General features: G+C 73.3%; 10 protein-coding genes. 7 read left to right on the top strand and 3 right to left on the bottom strand.

Annotation, left to right across the window (positions count from 1 at the left end):
- The first annotated feature begins 36 nt into the window (after positions 1–36).
- The 6 genes from ACWCV9_RS06600 to ACWCV9_RS06575 all read left to right on the top strand — a co-directional run bounded on the left by ACWCV9_RS06600 (position 37) and on the right by ACWCV9_RS06575 (position 6,517).
- On the top strand, positions 37–864 hold the full coding sequence (locus ACWCV9_RS06600) for a rhomboid-like protein (RefSeq protein WP_450784567.1): 828 nt from the start codon (positions 37–39) through the stop codon (positions 862–864).
- A 149-nt stretch (positions 865–1,013) separates the two neighbouring features.
- Positions 1,014–3,449, top strand: coding sequence for an endopeptidase La (gene lon / locus ACWCV9_RS06595; protein WP_450784566.1), 2,436 nt, complete (start codon positions 1,014–1,016; stop codon positions 3,447–3,449).
- Positions 3,450–3,542: 93 nt separating this feature from the next.
- A complete protein-coding gene (locus tag ACWCV9_RS06590) occupies positions 3,543–4,514 on the top strand; it encodes a serine/threonine-protein kinase (RefSeq protein ID WP_450784565.1) in 972 nt (323 codons plus the stop codon).
- A gap of 138 nt (positions 4,515–4,652) precedes the next feature.
- Complete coding sequence (locus ACWCV9_RS06585; RefSeq protein WP_450784564.1) at positions 4,653–5,393, top strand: hypothetical protein; 741 nt, start codon at positions 4,653–4,655, stop codon at positions 5,391–5,393.
- Positions 5,394–5,471: 78 nt separating this feature from the next.
- Positions 5,472–5,900, top strand: a complete 429-nt coding sequence (locus ACWCV9_RS06580) for a hypothetical protein (RefSeq protein WP_450784563.1) — start codon at positions 5,472–5,474, stop codon at positions 5,898–5,900.
- A 74-nt stretch (positions 5,901–5,974) separates the two neighbouring features.
- A complete protein-coding gene (locus tag ACWCV9_RS06575; protein ID WP_450784562.1) occupies positions 5,975–6,517 on the top strand; it encodes a hypothetical protein in 543 nt (180 codons plus the stop codon).
- Here ACWCV9_RS06575 and ACWCV9_RS06570 read toward each other — a convergent pair.
- The gene (locus tag ACWCV9_RS06570; protein ID WP_450784561.1) at positions 6,514–8,847 is read right to left on the bottom strand and encodes a SpoIIE family protein phosphatase; all 2,334 of its coding nucleotides are present in this window, start codon (positions 8,845–8,847) and stop codon (positions 6,514–6,516) included. The genes ACWCV9_RS06575 and ACWCV9_RS06570 overlap by 4 nt on opposite strands.
- A gap of 92 nt (positions 8,848–8,939) precedes the next feature.
- Positions 8,940–9,782, bottom strand: coding sequence for a lysozyme (locus ACWCV9_RS06565; protein ID WP_450784560.1), 843 nt, complete (start codon positions 9,780–9,782; stop codon positions 8,940–8,942).
- Positions 9,783–10,007: 225 nt separating this feature from the next.
- On the opposite strand from ACWCV9_RS06565, the gene ACWCV9_RS06560 reads away from it, so the two are divergent.
- A complete protein-coding gene (locus ACWCV9_RS06560) occupies positions 10,008–10,499 on the top strand; it encodes a MarR family winged helix-turn-helix transcriptional regulator (RefSeq protein ID WP_450784559.1) in 492 nt (163 codons plus the stop codon).
- A 9-nt stretch (positions 10,500–10,508) separates the two neighbouring features.
- On the opposite strand, the gene ACWCV9_RS06555 is transcribed toward ACWCV9_RS06560, so the two are convergent.
- Positions 10,509–11,300 carry a protein phosphatase 2C domain-containing protein gene (locus tag ACWCV9_RS06555; protein ID WP_450784558.1) on the bottom strand — a complete coding sequence of 264 codons (792 nt, stop codon included), beginning with the start codon at positions 11,298–11,300 and terminating at the stop codon, positions 10,509–10,511.
- Positions 11,301–11,622 lie beyond the last annotated feature (322 nt).

Raw genomic sequence — 11,622 nt, 5'->3', positions numbered from 1 at the left:
ACGCTGACTGTGGGCGTAACGGAAGGAGCGCCTCAGGTGGAACGGACCGCGACGGGCCCGGTGGCGCCCGCGCTCCCGGCGGACTCGCCCCTGCCCGGCGGAGTCGTCGTCGCGGACCTGCTGGACGGCATGCCCGCCCCGCGCGGCGCCCTGGCCGGGGCCGCGGATGTGCGGGAGGCCGTGGAGACGACGGAGACCGCGCAGCCCGCGGCGGCGGCTCCCGTCGTACGGCGTCCGCCGTCCGTCCTTCCGGCGCGGCTTGGGCGACTGGTGCCGACGCCTGCCGGAACCCCGTTCACCTTCGGCTATGCGACGCTGCTGGCCGTCACCTCGGTGATCGCCATGGTGGCCGACCCCGCGCTGGTGCACGCCCTCTACCGGGACTCCAGCACGGACGTGTTCCACCTGGCGTGCTCCCCGGTGACGGTGCTGGTGGCCAGCGCGCTGTGGATCGCGGGCGGGATGGTCTCGCCGTACGCCTTCGCCTTCGTGCTGGTGCTGACCGCGCTGGAGCGCCGGATAGGCGGGGCGCGGGCGGCCGCGGTGTTCCTGTCCGGACACATCCTGGCCACCCTGGCGACCGAGGTGCCGGTGGGCCTGGCCGTCGCCCTCGGCCACCTCCCCCTCACCTCGCTGCACCGCCTCGACTACGGCATCAGCTTCGGCGTGGCCGCCAGTACCGGCGCCCTGGCCGGCCTGCTCACCCCCTGGCTGCGCTGGCCGCTGCTCGTCTCGGTGGCCGGGCTGCTCCTGGACGACCTCGCCGCCTTCACCGATCCGATGACCGACTGGGGCCACCTCATCGCCCTGACGATCGGCGTGCTGGCCTGGCCGCTCGTCCGCCGCTGGCAGCACCGCGCCTGAAGGCGCTCACCCCTCGCACCCCCGAACCGCCCCCCTTGGCACCCCCATGCCTGAACGTGATCGCTGAGAGCGAACACAATCCAGGGAACAATCCCACTAGCCAGAACATTGAGTCGGTACAGCTCAAGTTACCGGCCTAAGGGGAGATCATGGCTGCTGAGTCACCGGCTTTCACTCTCGTCCTGCCCGTGCTGCCGCTCGACGACGAGGTCGTCCTGCCCGGCATGGTGGTTCCGCTGGACCTGAGCGATGCCGAGGTACGGGCCGCGGTGGAGGCCGCACAGGCCGCCGCCCGCTCCGAACCCGGAAAGCCCAAGGTGCTGCTGGTGCCGCGCATCGACGGCACCTACGCCAGGACGGGTGTGCTGGGCACGGTCGAGCAGGTCGGTCGGCTGGCCGACGGTGACCCGGGAGCCCTGATCCGCGGCCGCGGCCGGGTCCGCATCGGCGCCGGCACCACCGGCCCGGGCGCCGCCCTGTGGGTGGAGGGCGCCGAGGTCGCCGAGGAGGTGCCGGACCCGCTGCCGGGTCAGGTCACCGAACTCGTCAAGGAGTACAAGGCGCTCGCCACCACCTGGCTGAAGAAGCGCGGCGCCTGGCAGGTCGTCGACCGGGTCCAGGCCATCGACGGCGTCGCCGCGCTCGCCGACAACTCCGGCTACTCGCCCTTCCTCACCACCGAGCAGAAGGTCGAACTGCTGGAGACCACCGACCCGGTGGCCCGGCTCAAGCTCGCCACCCAGCAGCTCCGCGACCACCTCGCCGAGCAGGAGGTGGCCGAGACCATCGCCAAGGACGTCCAGGAGGGCGTCGACAAGCAGCAGCGCGAGTTCCTGCTGCGCCGTCAGCTGGAGGCCGTCCGCAAGGAACTGCGCGAGCTGAACGGCGACGCCAAGGGCGCGGCCGAGGAGTCCGACGACTACCGCGCCCGCGTGGAGGCCGCCGACCTGCCGGAGAAGGTCCGCGAGGCCGCCCTGAAGGAGGTCGACAAGCTGGAGCGGGCCTCCGACGCCTCACCCGAGGGCTCCTGGATCCGCACCTGGCTGGACACCGTCCTGGACATGCCGTGGAACGTGCGGACCGACGACAGCGCCTCCGCGTACGACATCCAGGGCGCCCGGGCGATCCTCGACGCCGAGCACGCGGGGCTGGAGGACGTGAAGGAGCGCATCACCGAATACCTGGCGGTGCGCAAGCGGCGCGGCGAGCGCGGCCTCGGCGTGATCGGCGGACGGCGCGGAGGCGCCGTCCTCGCCCTGGTGGGGCCGCCCGGTGTCGGAAAGACCAGTTTGGGAGAGAGTGTCGCGCACGCCATGGGCCGCAAGTTCGTCCGGGTCGCCCTCGGCGGCGTCCGGGACGAGGCGGAGATCCGCGGTCACCGCCGTACCTACGTCGGCGCGCTGCCCGGGCGGATCGTACGGGCCGTCAAGGAGGCCGGGTCGATGAACCCGGTGATCCTGCTCGACGAGATCGACAAGGTCGGCTCCGACTTCCGCGGAGACCCCGCCGCGGCCCTCCTGGAGGTCCTCGACCCGGCGCAGAACCACACCTTCCGGGACCACTACCTGGAGGTCGAGCTGGACCTGTCCGACGTGGTCTTCCTCGCCACCGCCAACGTCCTGGAGGCGATCCCGGAGGCCCTCGCCGACCGGATGGAGATCGTCCGCCTGGACGGCTACACCGAGGACGAGAAGATCGTCATCGCCCGGGACCATCTGCTCCCGCGCCAGCTGGAGCGGGCGGGCCTGGACCGGGACGAGGTCACCGTGGAGGAGAGCGCGCTGCGCAAGCTCGCCGGCGAGTACACCCGCGAGGCGGGAGTGCGCACCCTGGAGCGGTCCATCGCGCGGTTGCTCCGCAAGGTCGCGGCCCAGCACGAACTGGGCGAGCGGGAGCTGCCGTTCACCGTGACGGACGCCGATCTGCACGCCCTGATCGGGCGGCCGCGCCATGTGCCCGAGTCCGCCCAGGACCCGGCCGAGCGCCGTACCGCCGTCCCCGGGGTGGCGACCGGCCTCGCGGTCACCGGCGCGGGCGGTGACGTGCTCTTCGTGGAGGCGTCCCTCGCCGACCCGGAGACCGGCGCGGCGGGCCTGACCCTGACCGGCCAGCTGGGCGACGTGATGAAGGAGTCGGCGCAGATCGCGCTGAGCTTCCTGCGCAGCCACGGCGCCGAACTGGAGCTCCCGGTAGCCGACTTGAAGGACCGGGGCGTGCACATCCACTTCCCGGCCGGTGCGGTCCCGAAGGACGGCCCGAGCGCCGGCATCACCATGACCACGGCCCTCGCCTCCCTGCTGTCCGGCCGGCTGGTGCGCACGGACGTGGCGATGACCGGCGAGGTCTCGCTGACCGGCCGGGTGCTGCCGATCGGCGGGGTGAAGCAGAAGCTGCTCGCCGCGCACCGCGCCGGGGTGACCACCGTGATCATCCCCAAGCGCAACGAACCGGACCTGGACGACGTCCCGGCCGAGGTGCTGGACCGGCTCGACGTGCACACCGTGACCGACGTCCGCCAGGTCCTGGAGCTGGCGCTCACGCCCGCCGCACAGGACGCGACACCGGAGGTCCCGCTGGCGGCATGACCCCCGCCCGGCACACGGCGAGGCCCGGGTTCCCTGCGGGGACCCGGGCCTTCGCCCTGCGCGGACAACCGGGGCACTCGGTAGAATTCAGGCGTGAGTTGGCCTCCCAGCCGGCCCTCCGGGCTGATCGGGGCCGAGATCGCCGGCTACCGCGTGGAACGCGAGCTCGGCCGCGGCGGCATGGCCGTCGTCTACCGGGCCCGGGACCTGCGCCTCGACCGGACGGTCGCGCTGAAACTGCTGGCCCCCGAGTACACGCGCAACGACGCCTTCCGCCGCCGCTTCGCCCAGGAGTCCCGGGTCGCGGCCGCCATCGACCACCCGCACATCGTCCCCGTCTTCGAGGCCGGTGAGACGGACGGCGTCCTGTACATCGCCATGTGCTACGTCGCCGGGCAGGATCTGCGCGCGCTCATCGACCGCGAGGGCCCGCTCGCGGTGCCGGCGGCCCTGCGCATCGCCGCCCAGCTGGCCTCCGCGCTGGACGCGGCGCACGCCCGCGAACTCGTCCACCGGGACGTCAAACCCGGCAATGTCCTGGTGGCCAGGGGTGTGGACAGCGACCATCCCGAGCACGTCTACCTCACCGACTTCGGACTGGCGAAGAAGTCCCTGTCGCTCACCGGGTTCACCAGCGCCGGAGAGTTCGTCGGCACCCTGGACTACGTGGCGCCGGAGCGGATCGCGGGGCGCCCGGTGGACGGCCGGGCCGACCAGTACAGCCTCGCCTGCGTGGTGCACGAGACGCTGGCCGGCGGCCCGCCCTTCCGGCGCGACGACCACCTCGAACTGCTCTGGGCCCACCAGTACGACGCACCGCCCGGGCTGAGCAAGGAGCGGCCGGAGCTGCCGCCGGCCGCCGACGAGGTGCTGTTCCGGGCCCTCGCCAAGACCCCGGACGACCGCTACGGCTCCTGCCTGGAGTTCGTCGCGGCCCTGCGCGCCGCCATGGGGCCCGCCGAGCCGCCGGTCCGGGCCGCCCGCCGTACCCCCACGCTGGTCGACCCGCGCCCCGCGGTCCCGGCACCGCCCGCCTGGGCCCGTCCGATCCTCGCGCCCCAATAGTGTCATTTGTCCAGCTCGTCAAGTCCCGAGTCCTCGGAACATGACCGGCATGGCGCCCGTCCCGCCTACTTGAAGTGCGGCCCCCACCGGAGAAACCGGAAACCGAAAAGGGCCTTACGGAACAAGTAGGAGGACACCATGAACCGCAAGATCGCGAACCGTACGGAGAACCGGACGAAGCGAGGTCTGCGCCTCGCCACGGTGGCCGCGGCGGCCATGGCCGCCGCCGGGGGAGTGATGCTCCCGGCCGTCACCGCGACGGCCGCCCCCATGCCCCAGGCGCAGACGATGGCTGTCGCCCACGACCACCACCACAAGGTCATCATCTGCGAGTGGGACCGCAAGCACCACGAGTACGACTGCTACTGGTTCTACTGGGGCGACGACCACCACCGGCACCACTTCTTCGACCACCACGACCGGTCCGACCACGACCACTCGGACCACCACGACCACTCGGATCACCACGACAACGCAGACCACAAGGGCACCGGCGGCAACGGCGGCAACGGCGGTGCGGGCGGGATCCAGGGCGGCAACGGCGGTAACGGCGGAAAGGGCACCACCACCGGCGGCAACGGCGGCAACGGTGGCGCCGGCGGGATCCAGGGCGGCAACGGCGGTACCGGCGGAACCGGCGGCACGACCGGCGGCAACGGCGGTACGGGCGGCGCCGGCGGGGTCGCGGGCGGCAACGGCGGCAATGGCGGCACCGGCGGGACGACCGGCGGCAACGGCGGTACGGGCGGCACCGGTGGTGTCGTGGGCGGCAACGGCGGTACCGGCGGGAACGGCGGAACCACCGGCGGCAACGGTGGCGACGGCGGCACCGGTGGTGTCGTGGGCGGCAACGGCGGCGACGGCGGCAACGGCGGCTGACCCGCACGGTACGGCGGCCCGGGCGGGCTCCAAGCGCCCGCCCGGGCCGCCGTGTCCCTCCTCCCCCAAGGACACCCCATGACCAGGAAACTCCGGCTCCGCGCGGCCCGTCTGCTGGCCGCCGCCGTCACCCTCGCCGCGGGCACCGGCTGTGCCGCCCGCGCCCTGACGGCCCCCGCAGCGGCCGACCGCCCCGTCACCTCCGAGTGCGGCAACGGCGGCGCCGGCGGCCAGGGCGGCGACAGCGGCGCGAACGGCCGGCCCGGCAAGCCCGGCAAGCCCGGCAGCCCCGGCACCCACGCCTGCAACCGCTACGCCGACCTGCCCGACAAGCCGAAGGGCGACCTCACCCTCGCCGACAAGGTCCGCGTCGTGCTGGTCCTGCTGAACGGCGGCGCGACCGAGGCGCAGATCGCCCACAAGTACCGGATGTCCCCGCACGAGGTCGAGACCTGGAAACGGGCCTACCTCGACGACGACTGGTCCGTGCTCATGCGCCACACCTGAGAAACCGCCCACGCCCCCCGACGAACCCGATGACCTCGATGAACACCCACGACAACCGACGAGCAGGAAGCACCATGAAGACCGAAACGCGCAGGAACTCGCTCACCGCGGCCGCCGCCATCGTCTTCCTCGCCGTGACCGGCGCGGCCGTCCCCGCCGGCACCGCCCTCGCGGCCCCGCTCGGGCACAGCAGCCCCGCGCACACCCACCACGACCGCGACCACGACCGGCACCACGACCACTCCCCTCACGACCGGCACGGGGACGACCACGGCTACTGCCGCCGCGGCGACGGCGGCAACGGGGGCAACGGCGGGGACGGCACGGGCAGCCCGCCGGTGTGTACGGCCCCGGGCCAGACCGGCACCGGTGGCGCGGGCGGGCGCGGCGGCCGGGGCAGCTGCGGCGGCCGGGACGGCCGTAACGGCAGCAGTGGCAGCGGGGGCGGCGGGGGCGGGGCACCCTGCCCGGAGCCGCCCTCGACCACGGGCACGGACGGCGGCAGCGACCACACACCCCAGAACGGCTCCGCCCCGTCGGCACCCGCGGACGACAGCGGCCACGGCAACCCCGCGCCCCCGGACCAGGGCAGCGACAGCGGACCGGTCGTCTCCTAAAGGGCCTGGAGCCCCGTGAGGTTCTGTTCGGCCCAGACCGTCTTGCCGATCCGGTCGTGCCGGGTGCCCCAGCGGTCGGCGAGCTGGGCGACGAGCAGCAGGCCGCGCCCGCCCTCGTCGAAGATCCGGGCGCGCCGCATGTGCGGGGTGGTCCCGCTGGCGTCGTACACCTCGCAGATCAGGGTGGAGTTCTGATGGATCAGCCGGAGCCGGATGGGCGGACGGCCGTAGCGGATGGCGTTGGTGACCAGCTCGCTCACCATCAGCTCGGTGGTGAAGGCCGCCTCGCTGAGCCCCCAGGCGGCCAGCTGGTCGTCGGCGAGATGGCGGGCCTGGGAGACAACCGTCGGCTCGGGCGCCAGCTCCCAGGAGGCGACCCGGTCCTCGTGCAGGACCCGGGTGCGCGCCACCAGCAGGGCGATGTCGTCGTCGGGGCGATGGGTCAGCAGCTCGGTGAGCACGTGGTCGCAGACCGAGTCCAGGGTGCGGGCGGGCCGGCCGAGCGCCGCGAACATCTTGTCCAGCGCCTCGTCGATGTCGTGGTCGCGGGCCTCGAACAGGCCGTCCGTGTAGAGGGCGAGCAGACTGCCCTCGGGCAGTTCGGTCTCGACGGCCTCGAACGGCAGCCCGCCGAGCCCCAGCGGCGGACCGGCGGGTACGTCGAGAAAGCGGACGGCGCCGTCGGGGGTGACCACGGCGGGCGGCGGATGGCCGGCCCGGGCCAGGGTGCAGCGCCGCGAGACGGGGTCGTACACCGCGTACAGGCAGGTGGTGCCGATGCCGCCGGCGGTCTCGGCGGCCGGGTCCGCGCTGCCCTCGTCGGCGGCGAGCCGCAGCACCAGGTCGTCCAGGTGGGTGAGCAGCTCGTCGGCGGGTAGATCGACGTCCGCCAGCGTGCGCACCGCCGTACGCAGCCGGCCCATGGTCGCGGAGGCCCGGATGCCGTGCCCGACCACGTCCCCCACGACCAGCGCCACCCGCGCCCCGGACAGCGGGATCACATCGAACCAGTCGCCGCCCACGCCGGCCCGGGTGGCGGCCGGCAGATAGCGGGTGGCGATCTCCAGGGCGGCCTGGTCGGGCAGGGTGTGCGGGAGCAGGCTGCGCTGGAGGGCCATGGTGGTGGTGCGGGACCGGGTGTGGGCGCGGGCCCGGTGGATGCCGGCGGCCGCGCGGGCCGTGAACTCCTCGGCGGCCCGCAGCTCCTCCGGGCCGAACGGCTCCCGCTGCGGTCGCCGGCCGAACAGCGCGACGCCGAGCGTGCTGCCCTCGGCGAGCAGCGGTACGGCCAGCAGCGAGCGGGTGCCGGAGGCGCGCAGCCAGAGGGCGCCCGGGTCCAGCGCCGCCCACCCGGCGACGGCCGGGTCCGTGGTGTCGTACAGCAGCGGCGTACCGGCCGCCAGGCACTGGGCCGGCGGCGAGTCCGCCGGGCAGACGGTGGCCTCGCCGACCCCGGTGCCGTAGCCGGGCCGGTCCTCGTCCGGGACCGCGCGCAGGGCGGCGCGGCGCAGCACGACCTGGTCGGTGGGCGACGCGGGTTCGTCCTCGCCGAGCGGGGTGTCCAGCAGGTCGACGGCGATGACGTCGGCGAGCCGCGGGACGGTGACCTCGGCCAGCTCCTGCGCGGCCCGGGACTGGTCGGCCACCGTGCCGACGGGGGTGCCGGAGTCGGCAGGGGGCGCCTCCCCGGTGGCCGGGGCGGACAGGCAGACGGCCCGGACCCGGCCGCCGGCGTCCTTCAGCGGGGTGAGGACGGCGCTGCGGCCCAGGTCCGGACCGAGTCCGGCCGCCGCCTCCTGGGGCCGGCCGGACTCCAGCGCCTGCCGCATCGAGCGCTCGGTCTCCTCGCTCCCGGTGCCGGGCGCGATATGGGCGAGCCGCAGCCCGCGCATCGCCGCCTCGGGCAGGGCGAGGGTGTGCTCCATCCGGCGGTTGGCCCGCACCAGCAGCAGATCGGCGTCGAAGATGGCGAGCGGGAAGGGGGACTGGAGGAAGGTCCACTCCTCCAGCGGTTCGCCGCGGGGCGGCTGGGCCCGGGCGGTGACGGCGCTGACCACCAGCCAGTCCGCGGCCCGGCGGTGGGCGAGCACACCCAGTTCCAGCAGCCGGCCGTCGCGGTGGCGCAGCGGTACGGTGCCGTGCCAGCGCTGCCGGCCGGCCAGGACGCGCTGGGCCGCCGGACCGTCGGCGGCGAGCAGCGCGGTGGCGGGACGGCCGACGACCGCCGAGGAGTCGTAGCCGAGCAGCCGCCGCGCGCCCTCGCTCCAGCCGGTGAGGATCCCCTGCTCATCGATGGTGGCCGTGGCCGTGTACGTGGACTGTCGCTCCATCGCCGCTCATCTCGCCCTTGCTCGGCAGGCTCTCCACCCCCCAGCATGATCCGGGGCGGCGCTGAGCACCAACGCAGCGATCCACGGGCCGGCTATCCGTTGGCCAGGGCCTGCACCCGGTCCAGGGCGCCGTTGAACTTGTCGTGGTCACCGACGGTCGGGCCGGACGAGGTGTACTGCCACATCGTGTAGTACGACCATCCGGCGGGCAGGGTCCCCGGGTCCGTCGCGTAGCGGGCGATCCACAGCGGGTCGTTCGTGGCGAAGCCGCCGTAGTTGCCGGTGCACTGGCTCCACCAGCTGTAGGCCGTGTAGATCACCGGATAGCGGCTGGTGAGCGACTTGTAGGTAGTGACGAAGTCGGCGATCCAGCTGACCATCTGGCTCGCCGTCTTGCCGTAGCAGGCCGCCCCGTACGGGTTCCACTCGATGTCGAGGGCGCCGGGCAGGGTCTTGCCGTCCTGGGACCAGCCCCCGCCGTGGCTGACGAAGTAGCTGGCCTGGGTGGCGCCGCTCGTGGTGTCCGGGGTGGCGAAGTGGTAGGAGCCGCGGATCATGCCGACGTTGTACGAGCCGTTGTACTGCTGGGCGAAGGACGGGTTGGTGTAGTACGTGCCTTCCGTGGCCTTGACGTACGCCCAGCGCACCCCGCTGCCGTAGAGCGTGGACCAGGCGACGTTGCCCTGGTACGCCGAGACGTCCACGCCTTCTGTCTGGGTGACCGAGGCGGGCGTGGCCGTGCCCTTCCGGCCGTCATGGGCGAGGACGCCCATGCCCATGTAGGCGGAGCCGCGGCTGGGCTTGGCCGCGGCCTGGGCGGAGGTGCCGGGGAGCGCGAGGGCGAGCGCCGTGAGCAGGGCGGTCAGCCCGGCTGCGAGAAGGAGGGCGCGCGGGGAGCGGGCGGGGCGGATGGAACCGGGTCTGTGCACGGGCATGACGTGCCTCCGGGTGTGAGGTGGGGGAGCACAATGTGGGGGGTCTCCCACTGGCGTGGGCATGCCATTGGTTGCTCGATAAAGAAGCTACGCACGTAGATAGGGCGACGGAAGGGGGTCCGGCCACCGCCGTTGGTCTACGCCTGCGAAATACTGGCCGAGCTGCGGCAATGGCGGCGTTTGACAGAAACTTTCAGGACCGCGAAACCGATCAGGGGTGCTGACGTGCACGAGGACGGAAATGGCGACGAACCACTGGGCGCCTGCCAGGTGACGCCCAGTGGTGCAGACCAGGAGTTCCTGGCGCTGGAGCGCGAGTTGACCGTGCTGCTCCGGCGCGCCCGGGCCAACCAGGGCGAGATGGCCCGGGAGGTCCACCCCGATCTGGAGTCCGCCGCGTACGGGCTGCTCATCCGCCTGGACGAGCAGGGCGGCCAGCGGGCCACGGAACTCGCCGCCTACATCGGCGTCGGCAAGGCCACCATGTCCCGCCAGCTGCGCGCCCTGGAGGAGCTGGGCCTGATCGCCCGCGAGCCCGACCCCGCCGACGGCCGCGCCTGGCTCGTCACCCTCACCGAGGAGGGGCGCCGCCGCGTCGGCACGGTCCGCGAGGCCCGCCGCGCCCGCTACGTCAGCCAGCTCGCCCACTGGGACCGCACCGAGGTGGCGGAACTCGCCCGGCTGCTGCACCAGTTGAACCGGGTCATGGAGAAGTAGCCCCCGGGCTCACAGCTCGACGTACACCGCGGTCGCGTCGTCGTGCGTCTTGGCGCGGCCGAGGAACGCCCGCTCCTCGCGGTCCGCCGCCTCCAGCTCCCGCACCCGGTCCACCAGCGACCGGGCCCCCTCCTTGGCGAGGATGTCGAACAGGGCCGCCCAGTCGCCCTCGCGGAACAGCTCCGTCCAGCGGCTCGCGCCGTCCGTCAGCGCGGCCAGGGCGCGGACCTGCGCGCGAGGCACCGCGCCGGTCACCGCACGGGCGGCCACCGAGGGATCCGCGGCGGCCGTGAAGAAGCCGCCCTCCTTGTTGCGCAGCGTGCTGTCGACCACGGCCGCGCTCGCGAGCGCCGAGCGGGGCAGCCGGGCCAGCCGGTCGTCCAGCACCGGGGTGACCGCACCCTGCGGCGACCGGAGCAGCAGCACCGCGTCGGACAGCACCAAATACTCCACGAGGTCGGCGGACCAGCGGGCCAGGGCGACGGTCGCCTGCGGTGTCCGCGGGTGAGAAAGCTCACAGGTTTGAGCGTGGGCCTGTGCGGTGCGCGCGATCGCCCGGGAAAGAATCTCCGACAGCGTCAGATCTCGCCCGGAAACGGTCAGTTCGGTCAGCGCGCCACCCAGCCGCGCGGTGAACCAGGGGACGGAATGCAGACAGCCCGTCTCGCCACTGGGCGGCGGTGTCACCCCGTCCAGCACGATCACACAACCCCCCTGTCCGGAGGCGGGAAGTCCGACACCGGCGAAGTCCTCGTCGAGGCGAACCGCGTCGCCCGGTTCCGAGACCAGATCAGTGCGCATTCGGCCAGTCTGCACGACCTCTTCACAGCGTGCGCCAAAGGCTGCGAAGCGTTGCCGAATGACCACGACCTCGCAGGTCAGCCGTCTGGTTTGGGAGGGAATGAGGCACTCCGGCAAGACGCGGTGGCGAATCCTGCCAAAGCCTGCCGCCCGCGTCCAACCGGCCCACCGTGCAGGGGCCGTGCACGCGCCAGAGGAACTTGCCCGCCAACTCCCCTCCGATGTTCACTCCTTCGAGTGGCGGGTCAGGTGATGCACGACCACCGCCCACCGGCGCTGGGAGGGTCGGGAACCGTACGAACCGGGTGTACGCACCACTTGG

This window comes from Streptomyces sp. NPDC001606, assembly GCF_053596835.1.
This window is presented reverse-complemented; position numbering and strand designations above follow the sequence as displayed.

Bases quoted from the DNA above. Each gene is read 5' to 3' on its own strand.
- lon (WP_450784566.1), top strand. From the start codon at position 1,014: ATGGCTGCTGAGTCACCGGCTTTCACTCTCGTCCTGCCCGTGCTGCCG.
- ACWCV9_RS06585 (WP_450784564.1), top strand. From the start codon at position 4,653: ATGAACCGCAAGATCGCGAACCGTACGGAGAACCGGACGAAGCGAGGT.
- ACWCV9_RS06580 (WP_450784563.1), top strand. From the start codon at position 5,472: ATGACCAGGAAACTCCGGCTCCGCGCGGCCCGTCTGCTGGCCGCCGCC.
- ACWCV9_RS06575 (WP_450784562.1), top strand. From the start codon at position 5,975: ATGAAGACCGAAACGCGCAGGAACTCGCTCACCGCGGCCGCCGCCATC.
- ACWCV9_RS06570 (WP_450784561.1), bottom strand. From the start codon at position 8,847: ATGGAGCGACAGTCCACGTACACGGCCACGGCCACCATCGATGAGCAG.
- ACWCV9_RS06565 (WP_450784560.1), bottom strand. From the start codon at position 9,782: ATGCCCGTGCACAGACCCGGTTCCATCCGCCCCGCCCGCTCCCCGCGC.
- ACWCV9_RS06555 (WP_450784558.1), bottom strand. From the start codon at position 11,300: ATGCGCACTGATCTGGTCTCGGAACCGGGCGACGCGGTTCGCCTCGAC.